At 70.4% G+C, this 18,477-nt stretch carries 20 protein-coding genes; 7 read left to right on the forward strand and 13 right to left on the reverse strand.

Going from position 1 to position 18,477, the window contains the following annotated elements; translation table 11 throughout:
• Positions 1 to 84: 84 nt before the first annotated feature.
• The 5 genes from BFF77_RS00725 to BFF77_RS00745 all read right to left on the reverse strand — a co-directional run bounded on the left by BFF77_RS00725 (position 85) and on the right by BFF77_RS00745 (position 5,094).
• Positions 85 to 2,652, reverse strand: a complete 2,568-nt coding sequence (locus tag BFF77_RS00725; protein ID WP_066942679.1) for a SpoIIE family protein phosphatase — start codon at positions 2,650 to 2,652, stop codon at positions 85 to 87.
• A 145-nt stretch (positions 2,653 to 2,797) separates the two neighbouring features.
• Positions 2,798 to 3,226: an ATP-binding protein gene (locus BFF77_RS00730; RefSeq protein WP_066942681.1), complete on the reverse strand. Its 429-nt coding sequence runs from the start codon at positions 3,224 to 3,226 to the stop codon at positions 2,798 to 2,800.
• 125 nt (positions 3,227 to 3,351) lie between these two features.
• Entirely contained in the window at positions 3,352 to 3,801 is a 450-nt protein-coding gene (locus tag BFF77_RS00735; RefSeq protein ID WP_066942683.1) for a (deoxy)nucleoside triphosphate pyrophosphohydrolase, read from the reverse strand.
• A gap of 42 nt (positions 3,802 to 3,843) precedes the next feature.
• Positions 3,844 to 4,023: an SPOR domain-containing protein gene (locus BFF77_RS00740; RefSeq protein WP_066942685.1), complete on the reverse strand. Its 180-nt coding sequence runs from the start codon at positions 4,021 to 4,023 to the stop codon at positions 3,844 to 3,846.
• A 318-nt stretch (positions 4,024 to 4,341) separates the two neighbouring features.
• A complete protein-coding gene (locus BFF77_RS00745; protein ID WP_066942708.1) occupies positions 4,342 to 5,094 on the reverse strand; it encodes a GntR family transcriptional regulator in 753 nt (250 codons plus the stop codon).
• A gap of 153 nt (positions 5,095 to 5,247) precedes the next feature.
• Between BFF77_RS00745 and BFF77_RS00750 the strand changes: the two genes are divergently transcribed.
• Positions 5,248 to 6,462, forward strand: a complete 1,215-nt coding sequence (locus tag BFF77_RS00750) for a threonine synthase (protein ID WP_066942710.1) — start codon at positions 5,248 to 5,250, stop codon at positions 6,460 to 6,462.
• A gap of 49 nt (positions 6,463 to 6,511) precedes the next feature.
• Here BFF77_RS00750 and BFF77_RS00755 read toward each other — a convergent pair whose 3' ends face one another.
• Together BFF77_RS00755 and BFF77_RS36125 are read right to left on the reverse strand one after the other, a co-directional pair.
• Positions 6,512 to 7,696, reverse strand: coding sequence for a damage-control phosphatase ARMT1 family protein (locus BFF77_RS00755; RefSeq protein WP_066942687.1), 1,185 nt, complete (start codon positions 7,694 to 7,696; stop codon positions 6,512 to 6,514).
• Positions 7,697 to 8,018: 322 nt separating this feature from the next.
• A complete protein-coding gene (locus tag BFF77_RS36125) occupies positions 8,019 to 8,165 on the reverse strand; it encodes a hypothetical protein (RefSeq protein ID WP_211280121.1) in 147 nt (48 codons plus the stop codon).
• Positions 8,166 to 8,459: 294 nt separating this feature from the next.
• Between BFF77_RS36125 and BFF77_RS00765 the strand changes: the two genes are divergently transcribed.
• Entirely contained in the window at positions 8,460 to 8,729 is a 270-nt protein-coding gene (locus BFF77_RS00765) for a type II toxin-antitoxin system Phd/YefM family antitoxin (protein WP_019434848.1), read from the forward strand.
• Positions 8,722 to 8,985, forward strand: a complete 264-nt coding sequence (locus BFF77_RS00770) for a type II toxin-antitoxin system RelE family toxin (RefSeq protein WP_066942689.1) — start codon at positions 8,722 to 8,724, stop codon at positions 8,983 to 8,985. Before BFF77_RS00765 ends, BFF77_RS00770 begins: the two co-directional genes overlap by 8 nt.
• Before the next feature lie 449 nt (positions 8,986 to 9,434).
• On the opposite strand, the gene ychF is transcribed toward BFF77_RS00770, so the two are convergent.
• Positions 9,435 to 10,523: a redox-regulated ATPase YchF gene (ychF, locus tag BFF77_RS00775; protein WP_066942691.1), complete on the reverse strand. Its 1,089-nt coding sequence runs from the start codon at positions 10,521 to 10,523 to the stop codon at positions 9,435 to 9,437.
• Between the two features lie 364 nt (positions 10,524 to 10,887).
• Between ychF and BFF77_RS00780 the strand changes: the two genes are divergently transcribed.
• Positions 10,888 to 11,514 carry a DUF6542 domain-containing protein gene (locus BFF77_RS00780; RefSeq protein ID WP_079124694.1) on the forward strand — a complete coding sequence of 209 codons (627 nt, stop codon included), beginning with the start codon at positions 10,888 to 10,890 and terminating at the stop codon, positions 11,512 to 11,514.
• On the opposite strand, the gene ppgK is transcribed toward BFF77_RS00780, so the two are convergent.
• Together ppgK and BFF77_RS00790 are read right to left on the reverse strand one after the other, a co-directional pair.
• A complete protein-coding gene (gene ppgK / locus BFF77_RS00785; RefSeq protein ID WP_066942692.1) occupies positions 11,511 to 12,251 on the reverse strand; it encodes a polyphosphate--glucose phosphotransferase in 741 nt (246 codons plus the stop codon). The two genes, BFF77_RS00780 and ppgK, sit on opposite strands and share 4 nt — an antisense overlap.
• A gap of 176 nt (positions 12,252 to 12,427) precedes the next feature.
• Positions 12,428 to 13,456, reverse strand: coding sequence for a 4-hydroxy-3-methylbut-2-enyl diphosphate reductase (locus tag BFF77_RS00790; protein ID WP_079124695.1), 1,029 nt, complete (start codon positions 13,454 to 13,456; stop codon positions 12,428 to 12,430).
• A gap of 307 nt (positions 13,457 to 13,763) precedes the next feature.
• Between BFF77_RS00790 and xseA the strand changes: the two genes are divergently transcribed.
• Both xseA and BFF77_RS00800 read left to right on the forward strand, forming a co-directional pair.
• Complete coding sequence (gene xseA / locus BFF77_RS00795; protein ID WP_066942696.1) at positions 13,764 to 14,972, forward strand: exodeoxyribonuclease VII large subunit; 1,209 nt, start codon at positions 13,764 to 13,766, stop codon at positions 14,970 to 14,972.
• A gap of 63 nt (positions 14,973 to 15,035) precedes the next feature.
• Positions 15,036 to 15,278, forward strand: coding sequence for an exodeoxyribonuclease VII small subunit (locus BFF77_RS00800; protein ID WP_066942698.1), 243 nt, complete (start codon positions 15,036 to 15,038; stop codon positions 15,276 to 15,278).
• Positions 15,279 to 15,540: 262 nt separating this feature from the next.
• Here BFF77_RS00800 and BFF77_RS00805 read toward each other — a convergent pair whose 3' ends face one another.
• On the reverse strand, positions 15,541 to 16,062 hold the full coding sequence (locus BFF77_RS00805; RefSeq protein WP_211280122.1) for a DUF4245 domain-containing protein: 522 nt from the start codon (positions 16,060 to 16,062) through the stop codon (positions 15,541 to 15,543).
• 132 nt (positions 16,063 to 16,194) lie between these two features.
• On the opposite strand from BFF77_RS00805, the gene glpX reads away from it, so the two are divergent.
• Positions 16,195 to 17,226 carry a class II fructose-bisphosphatase gene (glpX, locus tag BFF77_RS00810; protein WP_066942701.1) on the forward strand — a complete coding sequence of 344 codons (1,032 nt, stop codon included), beginning with the start codon at positions 16,195 to 16,197 and terminating at the stop codon, positions 17,224 to 17,226.
• Positions 17,227 to 17,420: 194 nt separating this feature from the next.
• Here glpX and BFF77_RS00815 read toward each other — a convergent pair whose 3' ends face one another.
• On the reverse strand, positions 17,421 to 17,795 hold the full coding sequence (locus tag BFF77_RS00815) for a WhiB family transcriptional regulator (RefSeq protein ID WP_066942704.1): 375 nt from the start codon (positions 17,793 to 17,795) through the stop codon (positions 17,421 to 17,423).
• A gap of 208 nt (positions 17,796 to 18,003) precedes the next feature.
• Positions 18,004 to 18,477 (reverse strand): LiaF domain-containing protein (locus BFF77_RS00820; protein ID WP_066942706.1); only part of this gene is annotated, 474 nt, incomplete at its 5' end.

The following is an 18,477-nucleotide window of genomic DNA, read 5'->3' on the forward strand; positions in this document are numbered from 1 at the left end:
ACGGCCAGTCAGCCCGCGCGGGGCGGACCGGCTCCGGCGCGGGTTCCGGCTGCGGCCGTGGCCGCCGCGCGGGCTGACTGGCCGTCAGAACATGCTCAGGAGCTGCTCGACGGTCGGTTCCGCCGTCGAGTCGCCGTCGGGCAGGGCGAGTTCGAACCAGACCGTCTTTCCGCGCGGAGTCCGGCGCGAGCCCCAGGCGGCGCTCAGCAGGCCGACCAGTTGCAGTCCCCGGCCGCCCTCGTCGGTGTCACGGGCCCGTCGCCGCCGGGGCTGGACCAGCCCGGCGTCCCACACCTCGCAGACGAGCGTACGGTCGCGGAGCAGCCGCAGCCTGATCTCGCCCTCGCCGTAGCGCATGGCGTTGGTGACCAGTTCGCTGACGAGCAGTTCGACGGTGTCCACGAGCGGTTCGAGGTCCCAGGCCAGCAGCTGCGCGCGGGCCAGCTCCCGGGCCCGGCCGACGGAGCGCGGCTCGCGCGGCAGCCGCCAGTCACCGACCGCGTCGGCGGGCAGCCCCTGGATACGGGCCATCAGCAGCGCGATGTCGTCCTCGCCGTGCCGGGTGTCGAGCGTACCGAGAACGTGGTCGCAGACGTCCTCCAGCGGGCGGCCCGGGTTGGTGAGAGCGGCGCGGAAGGCGCTCAGCCCCTCGTCCAGCGGCTGGTCCCTGGACTCGACGAGGCCGTCCGTGTACAGCGCCAGCAGCGCGCCCTCCTCCAGGTCGACCTCGACCTGCTCGAAGGGTTCGCCGCCCACGCCGAGCGGCATCCCGGGCGGCACGTCGAGCATCAGCGCCGCCTCGCCCGGCTCGACCAGCACGGGCGGGAGATGGCCCGCGTTGGCGAAGGTGCAGCGCCGGGTGACCGGGTCGTAGACCGCGTACACACAGGTGGCGAGATAGACCTCGGAGAGATCGGCGTCCCGTGTCTTGTGGGCGACCCGCGAGGCCTGCTGGGCACCGCTGGGGGTGCCGAGGCCGCGGGCGATCTCGTCGAGCGCCGAGAGCACTTCCGCGGGCTCCAGGTCGAGCAGGGCCAGCGTGCGTACGGCGGTACGCAGTTCCCCCATGGCCACGGCGGCCCGCAGACCGCGTCCCATGACATCGCCCACGACCAACGCGGTGCGGTGGCCGGGCAGTTCGATGACGTCGAACCAGTCGCCGCCCACCTCGGTGGCGGTGTTGCCCGGCAGATAGCGGCAGGCGATGTCCAGCCCGGCGGCCTCCGGGTCGCCCGGCGGGAGCAGACTGCGCTGGAGTATCAGCGCGCGCTCGTGCTCCCGGCGGTAGAGGCGGGCGTTGTCGATACAGACCGCGGCGCGCGCGGCGAGTTCGACGGCGAGCGCCCGGTCCCGTTCGCCGAACGGTTCGCTGCCCTTGGTCCGGGAGAACTGGGCGAGTCCGATGACCGTGTCATGGGCGACCATCGGGACGGCCAGCGTGGACTGGACCAGACTGCCCGTGTCGCCGGGGATGGACTGCACCCGGGCGGTCCGCAGGGCGTTCGCGCTGAGCGAGCTGAACGGGAACCGGTGTACGGCGCCCACCTGCGGCGGCACATAGCCCTCCTCGCCCGCGCCGCCGGGGCCGGTCAGCGGCGCGTCGGAGACGGCGCTCGCGAAGGCGACCCGGCGCAGCCGGGCGCTGCCGCCACCGGAGTCGTTGCCGGAGGAGCCCCACCGTCCCGGCGGTGCCTCCTCGCCGGTGAGCAGGCTCTGGTAGAGATCGACGGCGGCCTGGTCGCAGAAGCCGGGGACGGCGACATCGAGCAGTTCGCGGGCGGTGGTCTCCAGATCGAGGGAGTTGCCTATCCGGGCGCTGGCCTCGTTGAGCAGGGCGAGATTGCGTCGCGCGCTGGCGGCCTCGCGGGCGGCGATATGACGCCGGGTGACGTCGGTGCCCACTCCGGCGACACCGACGGGGCGGCCCGATCCGCTGTGCACACGGTAGAGGTTGACCGACCAGTGCCGGCGCTCCTTGCCGCCGGGCTGGGTGCCGACGATCTGAAGATCGGTGACGGACTCCCCGGTCTTCAGGACCCGTTGAAGGGCGGCGGTCATCCGCTCCGCCTCGGGACGGGAGAGATAGTCGTGCACGGTGCGCCCGCGGTGGTCGCCCGCCTTGCCGCCGAAGACGGTGGCGAACCGCTCGTTGGCGCGCTGCACCTTGAGATCGGTGCCGAACAGCAGGAAGCCGAAGGGAGATTGGCCGAAAATAGCCTGCGAGGAGGCGAGATCGGTTTCGATCCGGCGTAGCGCCCGGACATCGACGACTATACAGAGAGCGCCGCGTTCGCCACTCTCCGTCTCGCTCGGCATCACATAGATCTCGGCGAGCCCGTGCTCCCCGTGGCCGCCGTGCTCACCGTCGGTCCTGAACGGGACCAGGCCGGTCCACTCCTTGCCGTCGAGGATCTCCCTGACCCGGCGATGGCCGCGGTGGCGCAGGTCGGCGGGCATGAAGACCTCGACCGGGTCCTTGCCCCTGACCTGGTGCGCACCGACACCGAACAGCTCGGCGGCACGCTCGCTCCACTGGTCGACCAGCCCGTCCGGGCCGATCGAGAAGGAAGCGACTCTGATGTAGTCGTATATCGAGCCGGGCGGACTGCTCTGCCATACGACGTCGCCCGTCGTCCCAGATATCTCGCTCACGCGACCGTCCCCTCCAGCTCACGCACCGGACCGGCCATGCCCGCAGTATTCAGCACTACGGCCCCGGCCGACACGCCGTTCACGATCACAGCACGGTCTCGTTCTTTTTGAGCCGCGTCGAGGTGATCGTTGTTCCTTCACACTCCTAACCAGGCAGAGGCAGCTCGAACCACACGGTCTTGCCCGTCTTCCCCCGTCGGGTGCCCCAGCGCCCGGCGGAACAGGCCACGAGCTGTATTCCGCGGCCTCCCTCGTCGTCGGGGCCGGCGGGCCGCTCGGTCGGAGGGTCCGGGAGGGGATCGGAGACCTCCACCAGGAGCGCGGCCCGCTCCCGGGCCGCGGACGCCCCGGCGCGAAGGGCGAGACGTACCCCGATCGGTCCGGAGGCATAGCGCAGGGAGTTGGTCACCAGCTCGCTGACCAGCAGAATCGCCACATCACAGACAGCGGGGAGCACCTTCCAGGTGCGGAGCGTGTCGCGTACGGCATGGCGGGCGGCATGGACGGAATCGGGCTCGGCGGGGAAGGTCCACTCGGCCTCCGCGCCGTCCTCCGTGTCGATCAAGCCGATCACTTCCCAAGACCGACGACAGGGGCCGTGTCCCTTGCGGAGGGATCAATCAGCTCATACCCGATATCCGGAACGGCTATCGCCCCGCCGGATCCACGGTGGGACAAACGGAGTAGACGCCCCCGGTCCTAGGGTCCGTCCTCGTGGAAAGGAGGCTCGGCCACGGCGTCGGAGGCGTCGGACGAGGCGGCGCGGAGGCGGCGGGCGGCCTCGGTCACGGCCGGACGGTCCTGGTCGAGCCAGTCCACCGTATGGATCTCGTCAGGGCCGAGCCAGCGCAGCTCGTCGTGGTCCTCCAGGGGACGCGGCTCACCGGAGAGCAGCCGAGCCGTCCACACCTGGAGCACATGGCCGGGCTTCAGCGTCCACTCACCGGGGATGCGCTCCATCGGCCGCGTCTCCACGCCGAGTTCTTCGCGCAGCTCGCGCACGAGCGCCTGCTCGGGCCCTTCGCCCGGCTCCAGCTTGCCGCCGGGCAGCTCCCAGCGTCCGGCCAGCTCGGGCGGCGCGCTGCGGCGGGCGGCCAGCAGCCGGCCCCGATGGCACACGGCACCCGCCACCACGACACGATCACTCATGCGCCGGAGCGTAACGCGAACACCGACGAGCGGGGACAGGATCTAGTGAGCGGTCTGGCCGACGCGCTCGACCCAGTAGAGCTGCTTGTGCCCCGAGCCGTCGAGAGTGTCCGCCACCTTCTTCGCTTCGTCCTCGGTGGCGTACCTGCCGACGCGATAGCGGTTGCCGTTGCCGTCCTCCCGTATCACCAGCCACGGGAGCGCGACCACGCCGTCGTTCATCGAGCTCCTCCTGCCACCGGCCTGCATGTCTCTGAAAACTCCCAGGAAACCGCACTCCGCATATGCCTGAGCCTACGCCTGACCTTCACTCAGCGGATACGCGATTTCACAAAGAGATACGCATCCGGCCAACAAAGCGCTGAAAAGCAGGGCACGCTCCGGCGTACGCCGTTGCCCGGACCCGGCGCACACGCTACGGCACTTCGGTATGCAGTAGACACATCAGGGCCCAACAGAAGGGAAGTTGACTCTCCGTCACGACCATCCGACAGGCGCGTCGGGACGAACCCGGGCCCGACAACAGCGGTCGGTGACCGCCTACTTGACGGAGAGGTGGTACGCGATGCGGAAGCGGTCGGCGGGGACGACCACATCCGCCGTCTCCACCGCACGCCCCGACGCGTAGTAGGTCCGCTCCAGCACCATCACCACATGGCCGGGCACACCGCCGAGCGCCAGCAGCTCCTCCGCGAGCCCCGGCCGTGCGCCGATCTGCTCCAGCACGTTGTCCACGACGAGGTCGATGGCCGCCATCCGCTCGACCACCCCGCGCCCGCCCAGCGGTCCCTCCTCGGGCAGCATCACCGGCGTACGCCCCGTGAGCGACAGCGGCTCCCACGAGGTGGAGAGCATCATCGGCTCGCCGCCGTCCCGGAAGACATAGCGCGTACGCATCACCGGCTCGCCCGGCTGGATGCCGAGACGGAGCGCGATCTCGACCCCGGCCTGCTCCTGCTCGCTCCTGGACTCCCAGGTGCCCCGCGCGCCGGTCTCCGCCTGCTCCTGGCGGAACGGACTGGAGCCGGACGGCGGGCGGTGCCCGGAGCGGGAGATCCGGCGCGGGACGGGCCGCTCCCGTACATATGTGCCCGACCCGGAGCGCCCCTCGACCAGCCCTTCCGCCATCAGCACCTTGCGCGCCTCCAGCGCGACCGTGTCCGAGACGCCGTACTCCTCGCGGATACGGGCCTGCGAGGGCAATCGGGTGTGCGGCGGCAGCACGCCATTGACGATCTTCTTACGGAGATCGCTCGCAACGCGCAGATAGGCGGGCTGCTCACCGAAGGCCACGGGCACTCCCATCAGGTTGACAGACAGCAACAGCCTGGCAACCGTCGGTTGTTGGCCGCAAGCATGGGCCAGAGTTTCACCCGAAGTGATGACTTGAGGTTTGCCGAAGGCCGGCCACCGGGCCCGGCCCGGGCGACTGCGATGCTGAGGGACATGACGACGACCCACCCGACGTACCTCTGCCCGGTCGACGGCACGCGCTCGCCCGTCGATTCGCTCACCTGGTGCTGTCCGGTCTGCCGGGGGCCGTGGGATCTCGCCGTCGACACCTCGCCGGTGGCTCTGGGTTCCCTGCCCCGGCGCGTCAATTCGCTCTGGCGCTACGAGGAGGCGCTGCCGCTCTCCGCGCCCGTCACCAGCCTCGGCGAGGGCCGTACCCCGCTCGTGGCGCTGACTCCGTCCGTCTCCGCCAAGCTCGACTTCCTGATGCCCACGCTCTCCTTCAAGGACCGTGGCGCGGTGATGCTCGCCGAGCTGGCACGGCGGCTCGGTCCCGAGCGTGTCGTCGCGGACAGCAGCGGCAACGCGGGCACGGCCGTCGCGGCGTACTGCGCGCGTGCCGGACTGCCCTGCACGGTGTATGTGCCGGAGGGGACCTCGCCGAAGAAGACCGAGCAGATCCGGGCGCACGGCGCGCGTCTGGTCCGCGTCCCAGGCGACCGCGAGGCCACCGCACTGGCCGCCCGCGCCGCCGCCGACGAACCGGGCACGTTCTACGCGAGCCATGTCCACAACCCGTACTTCCTGCACGGGACGAAGACCTATGTCTACGAGCTGTGGGAGGACCTCGGAGGACGCCTTCCCGAGGCGGTCGTCGTACCGGTCGGCAACGGGACCCTGCTGCTCGGCGCCGCGCTCGCCGTCGCGGAGCTGTACGGGCACGGACTCATCGACGAACGGCCCGCGCTGATCGCCGTCCAGGCCGAGGCGGTCTCACCGCTGGCGGCGGCCTTCCACGCGGGCGCCGACGATCTGCCGGGCGCGCCGGTGACCGGCCCCGGCCCGGGCGGCGAAAACGCTCCCGGTGCCGGGACCGCGACGGCCGGGCCCGGTCACGCGACGGCCGGGGCGGCTCCCGTGATGGCCGGGGCGGCTCCCGCGCCCACCACTCTCGCCGAGGGCATCGCCATCCCCCGTCCGCCGCGCGCCCGCCAGATCCTGCGCGCCGTGAGGGAGTCCGGCGGCACCTTCCTCACCGTGACGGAGGACCAGCTCCGCGCCGCGCAGCTCGATCTGGCCGCCCGGGGCCTCTTCGTGGAGTCGACGGGCGTCGCCTGCTGGGCGGCGGTGGGCGGCTGGACCGGCCGTTCCGCCGTCGTACCGCTCTGCGGCGCGGGCGCGAAGACCGGGCCGGCGCCCGCGGCCTGACCAGGCGCTCGGTCCGTCCGTACGGCGCCCGTACGGCGCCCGCACGGCATCAGCGGCGGACCTGGATCAGCGCGTGGGTGCCGCCGGTACGCCATCGCCGGTCGTGCGCGGCGACGAGCGCGGCCTCCGTCCGCTCGTCCAGTCCGACGATCACCTCGGACTTCAGTGTGCGCAGAGCCGCCACAGGGCCCGGGAAGTACGCCGTGCGCTCGGCGAACGGTGTGGTGGCGGGCCAGAGGCGATCGCCCACCAGACGCCGGTAGTTCAGGTCGCCCTTCATGATGGTCACGGTGGCCTCCGCGAAGTCCTGCCGCAGATCGTCGGGCATGTCCGCGTACGGCAGGGGCGCGCAGGAGAAGGCGTGCGCCCGTACGACGAGCCGACCGCGTCCCGTCGCCTCCCAGAGCCGGCCGCCGGCCGCTCCGGCAACGCCGTCGGCCCGCCTCATATGGCGCAGGCAGTCGATCACATCGGCGGTGGTGGCGTCGGAGACGAAGTACGGGTGGGGCTTGACGTGCAGGACGACGTGTTCGGCGTGCCCGTACCGCAGCAGGTGGTCGATCAGGAGCAGATCGGGGACGAGTTCGCGTCCGGCGTTGTCCGCGACGACACATACCGTGTTCGGGCCTCCGGCGGGCAGCAGCGACCACAGCGTCTCGGAGTCGTCGGCGACAAGAGGACCACCGGCACCGGCGCCGCCGCCCGCCGCCCCACCGCCGGCGAGCAGATGAAACCCGAGGTCCGCGCGATTGCCCCACAGGGAGCCCTGGAGCAGCGCGCGGCCCTGCTCGTCGACGGGCCGCGTGGCGAGCAGGTCCAGCGCCGCCAGCTCGGCTTCCGCCTCTCCGGTACGCAGTTCGGCCAGCTTGAACGGACGGAACGGATCGATGCCCTGCCACGGGCCGGGCCCGAAGTACCCGACGGCGTCGAGGAGCCTGCGGTAGAAGTAGCTCTCCGCCCACAGGAACGGCGCGTCGAACCACGACCCGCCGACATGCCCCCGGTCCCATCGGGCCCACAGCTCCCGGTCGCGCGCCCCGGACCCCAGCGGCTCGATCACGCCCTCCGCGCACTCGCCGAGCAGAACATCGAGCGCCCGGTGCTGCCCGGGACCGTACGGAAAGGCCTCCCGCACTCTCCTGATGAGCGCCGGATGCCGCTCGCTCAGCACACCCCACGAGAAGGATCCGGGCTCGTTACTCAGAATGACTGGCGCGTCAACGATTTCGGGCATGCCCCGATGATCCCCGCAAGAGCACGCCACCACCACGAAACTCCCCACCCGGCATCCCATGCGCTTTCCCGGCCCAGTCGGTGGTGCCGGGCTGCACGACCCACTCGGCTCGCAGCCCGCTCACCGAGGCAATCATGTCGAAGTCGCCGTCGCAGTGCAGGACTGTGGCCCGATGGCGCCCGGCGGTGCCGCGATGAGGGCGCCGTGACGCCTCCTCGGCAAGGTCGAAGAGCGCGTCGGCATCGGGGGCACCTACAACGAGGACGTCCGCATCAGCAGGCGGCAGCCCCGGCTCACCGTTGGACCGGGTGGCCCACGAGCCCTAGATGTAGGCCCGCTCCACGCCTTCGAGTCCAGCCAGCGCATCAGTGAGCACGGGCACGGGGCCGAAGGAGACGGACATGAGCTCGCTCAGCGGACGGTAGAGCGGAGTGTCGGTACGGGCCTTGACAAGGCGACTGCGCCCCACTCGCCAATCAGTCAGGATTGCCACCACCAGCCAACCGGTCAACCTCCCGCAGGACAGCGGTGGGGGTCACGCCGACCTCGGCCGCGAGCTCGGTGACCAGTGAAAGTAACATTCCGCATTCACACGCTTACCCGAGCGACTGGAGCGACCACTGCGAGGCGCCCAAAAGTCAGCACCGATCCAGCACGGCGCACGTTCGTCCAGCACATCCAGCACGCGCGACCGCGAGAAGACCCGTCCGCCCACCACGGCGACGCGTTGTGTACACATGGGACACTCGGTACTCTTGAGCGCATGACACAGCCGCTGCCCATAGAGTCCATCCGCGACGTGCGCGCGCACTTGGCGGAGGTCGTGGAGCGCGCCGACCGCGACGACGTACCCACCGTGATTACGCGCCGCGGCAAGGAAGTCGCCGCCGTCGTTTCCATCGAGGTGCTGCGCAAGTACCAGGAGTGGGAAGAACGCGAGATCAACCGGATCATCGACGAGCGCATGGCCAATCCCGCACCCGGCATCCCGATCGAGGACATCATGAGGGAGACGCTGGCACGCGGTGAGTGAGTACCGAACCGTCTTCCGCCCCGAGGCACAGGCCGAACTTCGGAAGATCCCGCGCGAGACGGCGCTGCGCATCCTGGCCAAGCTGACCGAGCTGGAGGGCGATCCACTCGGCTTCAACAGCACCGCACTCGTGTCCCAGCCGGAACGCCGTCGCCTGCGAGTCGGCGACTACCGGGTCGTCTACACGATCGACAACGGAGAGCTCGTGGTGTGGGTCGTCCACGTCGGGCATCGCTCCACCGTTTACGACACCTGATCCCGACTGCTCCGGCGCCAACCTCGCCCACTCCGCGTAACACGCGTCTGATCCTGTCCAGCCACGTCCGATGTTGTCCAGCGGTGTCCAGAACTGTCGAACCCCCCGCACAGCGGGTCACTCTCGATGAGTCAACATCGAGCGAGAAGAAGCGACATGGCTCTGCAGCGACTGCTCATCGAGGGCCTGCTCACTCAGCTACCTGCAACCCTGATCGCTGTCGGCTTGACAGCTGCGGCCAGTTGGGCAGTACGCCGCCGGAGGCCAGGAGAGCAGACAACGATCAGGTCACACCGATCCCACCGGTAGGGTTGAGCGAGGGTGACTGAGCGTCAGAAAATCCAGCACCGAGCCGGCACGGGATGGACGAAGGGGCCGACCCCCGAAGGAGTCGACCCCATCTGACCTGGATGTCTGCCACGTCGGCGACGTGGTGTCATCTCATCCGCTCAGACGTTGAAGCGGAACTCGACCACGTCGCCGTCCTGCATCACGTAGTCCTTGCCCTCCATGCGGGCCTTGCCGGCGGAGCGGGCTTCGGCCACCGAGCCGGTGGTCACCAGGTCGGCGAAGGAGATCACCTCGGCCTTGATGAAGCCCTTCTGGAAGTCGGTGTGGATCACGCCGGCCGCTTCCGGGGCCGTGGCGCCCTTCTTGATCGTCCAGGCGCGGGACTCCTTGGGGCCTGCCGTGAGGTAGGTCTGGAGGCCCAGGGTGCGGAAGCCGACGTGGGCCAGGGTGGCGAGGCCCGGTTCCTGCTGGCCCACGGACTGGAGGAGTTCGAGGGCCTCCGCGTCGTCCAGTTCCGCGAGGTCGGACTCCAGCTTGGCGTTGAGGAAGATCGCCTCCGCCGGGGCGACCAGGGCGCGCTGATCGTCCTGGAAGGAGTCGTCCGTCAGCTCCTCCTCGTCGACGTTGAAGACGTAGAGGAAGGGCTTGGTGGTGAGCAGATGCAGTTCGCGCAGCGGCTCCGCCTTCTCCGTGCCCTGGACGATGCCCGCGGAGAAGAGGGTCTCACCGGTCTCCAGGATGGCCTGGGCCTCCTCGATCGCCTTGACCTGGCCCAGCACCTCCTTCTTGATCCGCGACTCGCGCTGGAGGCGCGGGAGGACCTTCTCGATCGTCTGGAGGTCGGCGAGGATCAGCTCGGTGTTGATCGTCTCGATGTCGTCCTTGGGCGAGACCTTGCCGTCGACATGGACGACGTTCTCGTCCTTGAAGGCCCGGATCACCTGGCAGATGGCGTCCGACTCACGGATGTTCGCCAGGAACTTGTTGCCCAGGCCCTCGCCCTCGGAGGCGCCGCGCACGATACCGGCGATGTCGACGAAGTCGACCGTGGCGGGAAGGATCCGCTGGGAACCGAAGATCTCCGCGAGCTGGTTCAGCCGCGGGTCCGGCACGCCGACCACGCCGACGTTGGGCTCGATGGTGGCGAACGGGTAGTTGGCCGCCAGCACGTCGTTCTTGGTCAGGGCGTTGAACAGGGTCGACTTGCCGACATTCGGCAGGCCGACGATTCCGATCGTGAGCGACACGTTGGCGACTTCCTGGAGTGAGGACTGGCTGAGGGAGGACCGGCCGGGGCCGGGATCCGCTTGATGGCCTGCTTACGGTCCGGGGACCGATCCCCCAGTTTACGGGCGGGCCGCGGCGGTCGATGACGGGTTCGGGGCGCCACCCGACGCGCCCCGTGATCTCGAACTCAACGCCAAGGTCACCCAAAGGGCGTGTCCATCGCCTGATTCCTCACCGTGTGCCACCTACGTTGTAGCGGTGGAGCAGCACAGGACACGTCAGGCCCGGCGCCGGCAACGGCCGCAGAACCCGCCCTCCCCGCAGGGTGCCGTAACGGGATCCGCGAGCGTGTACCGGCTGCCCGGGTCGACGACCCGCCGCCGGATGTCACCGTCCGCCGCGCTGCGCCCACGGAAGTCCGACAAGCAGGGCGGACCGAGCAGAGCGGGCAGGCCCTCCGCCGAGGCGGGGAGGCCCGGCACGCTGAAGAGGCCCGGCACGCTGGAGCGGCTCGGCAGGCTGCGGAAACCGCGCAGACTGCCCAATCCCCGGTTCACCGGGCTCGGCGCCGGACTCTTCGCCTCCGCCGCGATGCTGTGTGTGGCCTTTCTGGACCGGCTGCTCCTCGACAGCGCGCCTCTGGTGTACGGCGTGCTGTTCCTGCCGGTCAGCGCGGTGACCGCGCTCTGGGTCCGCACCGCCGACCTGGTGACGGCTCCCATCAGCGTGCCGATCGCCTTCGCGGTCGGCAGCGTTCCCATCGCCGGCGGCTCCGGCGGTCTCGGCGGCCACACCTTGGCGCTGATCACGGCGCTGGCCGTACACGCGGGATGGCTGTACGGCGGCACGCTCGTCGCCGGGCTCATCGCGTCCGTGCGGAAGGTGCGGCAGATGGGACGGCGGCAGCGCGCCCGGGACGCCGCCGCCCTCCGGGCCGGGTCCAAGGTCAGACCGGCCCGGACCACACCGCCCAACGGCGCCACCGCCTACCGGGCCGTACGGCGCGGTTAGCTCCTGTCCGCCGCCACCATCGCCGCGCCCACGATCCCCGCGTTGTTCTGGAGCTCCGCCGGAATGATCTCGGCCCTGATCCCCTCGATCAGCGGCAGGAACTTCTCGGACTTACGGCTCACCCCGCCGCCGATGATGAACAGCTCCGGCGAGAACAGCATCTCCAGATGCTCCAGATACTTCTGCACCCGGTGCGCCCAGTGGTGCCAGCTCAGCTCCGCGTCCTCCTTGGCCTTCGACGACGCGCGCTTCTCCGCCTCATGGCCGTGCAGCTCCAGATGGCCCAGCTCGGTGTTGGGCACCAGCTTGCCGTCGATGAACAGCGCGCTGCCGATGCCCGTGCCGAAGGTCAGCAGAAAGACCACGCCCTTACGGCCGCGCCCCGCGCCGAAGGACATCTCCGCGACGCCCGCCGCGTCCGCGTCGTTCAGAACGGTGGTCCGCAGATTCAGCTTGTCGCCGAGGAGCTGTCCGGCGTCCGTATCGATCCATGATTTGTCGACATTGGCGGCGGTGCGGATCACGGAGCCCGTGACCACACCGGGAAAGGTGATACCGACCGGGCCCGACCAGCCGAAATGCCGCACGACCTCCACCACGCCGTCGGCGACGCTCTCCGGTGTCGCCGGGTGCGGGGTCAGTACTTTGTGCCGCGGCTCGGCGAGATCGCCGCGATCCAGGTCCACGGGCGCACCCTTGATGCCCGAGCCACCGATGTCCACTCCGAAGACGTTCATGGACACAACGTTACGGCCAGACGCTGACAGCGACTTCCGGGAGTACGGCCCGCGAGCGCCTGCTGACGAACCCCGCCACGTTCCCGCGACACTCCCGCCGGCGTGCTCACTCCCCGGCGTTCCGGCTCCCCCGGCGTGCTCGTCCCTCCGTCGTGCTCACTCCCCCCGCCGTGCTCTCACTTCTCCACGAGGGCCGCGGCCTCCGCGCGCAGATCACGGCGGAGCTCCTTGGGCAGCGAGAACGTGATCGACTCCTCCGCCGCCTTGACGATCTCGACATCCTCGAAGCCGCGCTGCGAGAGCCACTCCAGAACGCCCTCGACCAGGACCTCCGGTACGGACGCGCCCGAGGTGAGACCGACCGTGGAGACGCCCTCCAGCCATGCCTCGTCGATCTCGTCGGCGCCGTCCACCAGATGGGAGGCGCCCGCGCCCGCGCCGAGGGCGACCTCGACCAGCCGTACCGAGTTGGAGGAGTTCTTGGAGCCGACGACGATGACCAGATCCGCGTCGGCGCCCATCTGCTTGACCGCGATCTGACGGTTCTGCGTGGCATAGCAGATGTCGTCGCTCGGCGGTGAGACGAGCAGCGGGAACTTCTGCTTCAGCGCGTCGACCGTCTCCATCGTCTCGTCCACCGAGAGCGTGGTCTGGGAGAGCCAGACGACCTTCGACTCGTCGCGCACCTCGACGTTCGCGACATCGCCGGGACCGTCCACCAGCGTGATGTGGTCCGGCGCCTCGCCCGAGGTACCGATGACCTCTTCATGGCCGTCGTGACCGATCAGCAGGATGTCGTAGTCCTCGCTCGCGAACCGGACGGCCTCCTTGTGCACCTTGGTCACCAGGGGGCAGGTCGCGTCGATGGTGGCGAGCCGGCGCTCGGCCGCCTCCTCGTGGACGACGGGCGCGACACCGTGCGCCGAGAACATGACGATCGATCCCTCGGGAACCTCCGCCGTCTCGTCGACGAAGATCGCGCCCTTCTTCTCCAGGGTCTTGACGACGTACTTGTTGTGGACGATCTCGTGACGGACGTAGATCGGCGCCCCGTACTGTTCGAGCGCCTTCTCCACGGCGATCACGGCGCGGTCGACACCCGCGCAGTAGCCGCGGGGAGCGGCGAGCAGGACGCGTTTGCCGGCGCGGCGCACGGCGTCTCCACTGGGGGCGGCGGCGGGCGACGGGCGGGACGTGGCAGTCATGCCTCCCATCGTAAGGCCGTGCGGAAGGCACGGAGGGTCGCCCGTCCGGCTGACGCCGGGCGTACGTGACCGGGATCCGCGGACGGAGCCGGAGTTGGAGTCGGAGTCGGGTGAGGTGTCGGCGTCAGCGTCGGCATCGGTGTACGTGACCGGGCACAAACCTGCGGCGGACGGGCGGGTGACGGTCCAGCGGCCGGCGGCGGACGATCGAGCGGCGGGGGGACGGAAGACCGGCCCGGCGGCGCGTGAGCCCGAGCGGTGGGCCGTTTCGGGAGTGATGTCGTAGGCGGCGGATACGCTCCTCGGTATGGCTCTGCATACGTCCGCGGACGCTCCGCTGCCGGTCAGCGAGGTGTCCCGGCTCATCGGCGGGTGGATCGACCGGCTCGGCGCGGTCTGGGTCGAGGGACAGATCACCCAGCTCTCGCGCCGGCCCGGTGCGGGCGTCGTCTTTCTGACGCTGCGCGACCCGTCGTACGACATCTCGGTGAGCGTCACCTGCTACCGGCAGGTGTTCGACGCGATCGCGGACGTGGTCTCCGAGGGCGCGCGGGTCGTGGTGCAGGCGAAGCCGGAGTGGTACGCGCCGCGTGGCCAGCTCTCGCTGCGGGCCACGGAGATACGCCCGGTCGGGATCGGTGAACTGCTCGTGCGGCTGGAGCAGTTGAGGAAGTCCCTGGCCGCGGAAGGGCTGTTCGCCGCGGACCGCAAGAAACCGCTGCCTTTCCTCCCGCAGTTGATCGGGCTGGTCTGCGGGCGGGCGTCGGCGGCCGAGCGGGACGTCCTGGAGAACGCGCGGCGGCGGTGGCCGGCGGTCCGTTTCGAGGTGCGCAACACGGCGGTGCAGGGCGTCAACGCGGTGGCGCAGGTCATCCAGGCGGTGAAGGAGCTGGACGCGCTGCCCGAGGTGGATGTGATCGTCGTGGCGCGCGGCGGCGGCAGCGTCGAGGATCTGCTGCCCTTCTCGGACGAGCAGTTGGTACGGGCGGTGGCCGCGTGCCGGACGCCCGTGGTCTCCGCGATCGGGCACGAGCCGGACGCGCCGCTGCTGGATCTGGTGGCGGATCTCCGGGCCTCGACGCCGACGGACGCGGCGAAGAAGATCGTGCCGGACGTCGGGGAGGAGCTGGACCGGGTGCAGGCGCTGCGGGACCGGGCGCTGCGGACGGTCCGGGGGCTGCTGGACCGCGAGGAGCGCGGGCTCGCCCACGCGCTGGCCCGGCCGGTGATGGAGCGGCCCCACCGGATGGTGGACGAGCGCGCGGCCGAGGTGGCCGCGCTGGCCGACCGGAGCAGACGGGTGCTGCGGCATCTGCTGGACCGCGCGGACTCGGAGCTGTCGCACACCCTGGCACGGGTGGTCGCGCTGTCGCCCGCGGCGACGCTGGAGCGCGGATACGCGGTGCTGCAACGCCCCGACGGAACGGTCGTACGGTCCCCGCGCGAGGTCACGGAGGCCGAGGAGCTGAGGGCCCGGGTGGCGGAGGGCGAATTCACGGTACGGGTCGCGGAGTGAGCCGCGCCGGGTTGTCGGATCGCGCGCAGGCGCGCGTACAGAGGGTGGCAGAGGGTGGATGACATGGCCAGGACGGACGAAGCCGCCGTGCTCGGATACGAGCAGGCACGGGACGAGCTGATCGAGGTCGTACGCCGGCTGGAGGCGGGCGGTACGTCCCTGGAGGACTCGCTGGCCCTGTGGGAGCGCGGCGAGGAACTGGCGAAGGTCTGCCGCCGCTGGCTGGAGGGCGCGCGGGCGCGGCTGGACGCGTCCTTGGCCGAGGAGAGGGCCGGGACGGCGGAGGAGACACGGGACGGGGAGTAGCCGCGGCACGGGCGGCTGTGAAGAGGGTCGCCGCGAGGCTCGGTTCAAAGTTCGGGCGTCTGACACCCGCACAAGGCCGCCGCCCGCGGAGGGCGGCGGCCTTCGCCGTACGGATCAGACAGACCCGGCACACGGATCAGGCGGACCGGACGTACGGCCTACGGCTCAGGGGGACCGGGCCTACGGCCACGGCTCAGAAAGGCCGGGCGTACGGCCACGGCTCAGCCGGGCGTACGACCGGAGCGGGCGCGTAGCGGGCGCGTCAGGACTGGCGCGCCCCGGGCTTCAGCGCGGCGGCCATCTCCGCCAGCCGCTCGTACGAGGCCGTGCCCGTCACCACCGTCGTCGCGTTCCCCTCGGTGCGGACCAGGGCGTCGTACTTGGGCCCTTCCCAGCGCTGCCACGCCTCGCCCGCCACCTGCTCCGTCCTGCCGGTGTCGGCCGCCTCCTGGCTCACCTCGGGCACATAGTTCCGCGCGGGCGCCGTGGACTGCTCGACGGCGACATACTCGCCGTCCGGCGCCAGATAGCCGAGATGCCACGCGTCGCCGTCCTCGGCCCGGTACGAGACCGATGTCGGCTTCCACCGCCCGGTGAGACCCGTCGGCGCCAGGACCGGATAGGGCGCGGCCCGGCGCGCGGTCAGCAGTTCGACGCGGTAGTCGACCGCCTTGACCGGGACCGGTGTGTCGTCGTGCGGAATGAACACGTAGATCCCCGCGACGACGACCCCGATGACCGCCATCGACAGGAACATGTCCCGCACCGTCTGTCTGCCTCGCATACCTGCCACCGCACCATCGTCGCATCAGGGCTTCCCGCTCATCCGTGGGCCCCTCTGCTCATTCTGTCGGCCTACGGATAGAGTCGTATCACCCTCTTTTCCGGCCGTCGCCGTACAGAAAGGTGCGTTCCGATGACCGAGCATCACCTTCCGCCCCCTCTTGAGGTGGCTCCCGAAGCACCCGACCGCAACCTCGCCCTGGAACTGGTCCGGGTCACGGAGGCCGCCGCCATGGCGGCCGGCCGCTGGGTCGGGCGTGGCGACAAGAACGGCGCCGACGGCGCCGCGGTGAACGCCATGCGCACGCTCGTCTCCACGGTGTCGATGAACGGCGTGGTCGTCATCGGCGAGGGCGAGAAGGACGAAGCCCCGATGCTCTACAACGGCGAGCACGTCGGTGACGGCACCGGCGCCGAGGTCGACATCGCGGTGGATCCCATCGACGGCACCACCCTCAACGCCAAGGGCATGCCCAACGCCATCGCCGTGCTGGCCGCCGCCGACCGCGGCGCCATGTTCGACCCGTCCGCGGTCTTCTACATGGACAAACTGGTGACGGGGCCCGAGGCCGCCGACTTCGTGGACATCGACGCGCCCGTCGCCGTCAACATCCGCCGGGTCGCCAAGGCCAAGCGCTCCTCGCCCGAGGACGTCACGGTCGTGATCCTCGACCGTCCCCGTCATGAGGGGATCGTCAAGGAGATCCGGGAGACGGGCGCCCGGATCAAGTTCATCTCGGACGGCGACGTCGCCGGTTCGATCATGGCCGCGCGCGAGGGCACCGGCGTCGATCTGCTGATGGGCGTGGGCGGCACGCCCGAGGGCATCATCTCGGCCTGCGCCATAAAGTGCCTCGGCGGCATCATCCAGGGCAAGCTCTGGCCCAAGGACGAGGCGGAGCGGCGGCGCGCGGTCGACGCCGGGCACGATCTCGATCGCGTCCTGTCCACCGACGATCTGGTCAGCGGCGACAACGTGTTCTTCGTCGCCACCGGTATCACCGACGGCGAGCTGCTGCGCGGAGTGCGCTACCGCTCGGAGACCGCGACGACGCAGTCACTGGTCATGCGCTCCAAGTCCGGCACGATCCGGCAGATCGACTCCACCCACCGGCTGTCGAAGCTCCGGGCCTACAGCACGATCGACTTCGACCGCGCCCGATAGGACGCCGTCCGGTGCGGACGAGCCGGACGTCATGGACAGGACGACACGGACAGGGAGAGGGCGCCCCGTTGTGCGGCGGGGCGCCCTTTCCGTATCCATGATCCGCCCGTCTCCACGATCCGTGTGCGAACCGACGGGGCGGCGGCCGAAGCCCGGCGGCCGACCGGGCGGCGCGAGCGGCGGCAGCCGGCCGGTCAGCCCGCGGCGGCGATCCGCTCGCCCGCCGCGGCGGCCTTTCTCAGCTCCACCTCGCGGCGCCTGCGGCGCGCCAGCACCACCCGGCGCTCGGCCGCCGTCAGCCCGCCCCATACTCCGTACGGCTCGGGCTGGAGCAGCGCGTGCTCCCGGCAGTCCACCATGACCGGACAGCGGGCGCAGACCCGCTTCGCGGCCTCCTCCCGCGCCAGCCTCGCGGCTGTCGGCTCCTTCGACGGCGCGAAGAACAATGCGGCTTCGTCACGGCGGCACACCGCCTCCGAATGCCAGGGGCCGGCCTGATCCTCCCGAGCGGGACTCCGCTGGGAGGGCACGGCGGCGACCTGCAGGGGCTGATGTGGCAGTTGCAGCACGGTCTACTCCTGACGACGGCTTCGCGAGCGAGAGACGATGCAGCTTTCCCTACCCGCTGTGCGCGCTCCTAAGCACTGCGTGGCACCGGGTTCGGAGTCCGTGAAGGCCGTACGGAATTGCGGACACTCCATCACCACCGCACGGCTTTGGCCGGAAAGAACCGGAAAGGAACACTCACCGGAACCACGCGGGAGCGCTGAACCGGGTTCAGTGACCCAGGTGCTTGCGGAACCGGTCGCGGAGGTCCGCGACCCTCTTGCCGCGCTTGGGCTTGGCCTCGACATTGCCGAACACCGAGTATCCGTTCACGACGACGGCCGGCGCGTCCGCGTCGGTGGCCTCCAGTGTGAGGACTTCGAAATTGCCGAAGACGCCCGTGCCGCCGCCACGCAGCGAGATGTTCTCGGGGACGCGGATCTCGACATTGCCGAAAATGGACGTCGCGTTGATCACCGTGACGCGCTGCCCGAAGAGCGCCTCGGTCAGATCGATCTCGACATTGCCGAAGAGCGCGAAGGCATTGGTCCTGCGGCCGATGCGCCAGCGGCCCTTACGGGTCGAACTGCTGAAGACCGCGATCAGATTCTCGGCCGGGGCCGAGGGGTCCTCGGGGCCGTATCCGTAACCGGTCGACGAGGGCGTGGCGGCGGCGGCCGGCCTGCCGTCGGCGCCGACGGCGGG

The organism is Streptomyces lushanensis (assembly GCF_001700515.1).
GTDB lineage: Bacteria > Actinomycetota > Actinomycetes > Streptomycetales > Streptomycetaceae > Streptomyces > Streptomyces lushanensis.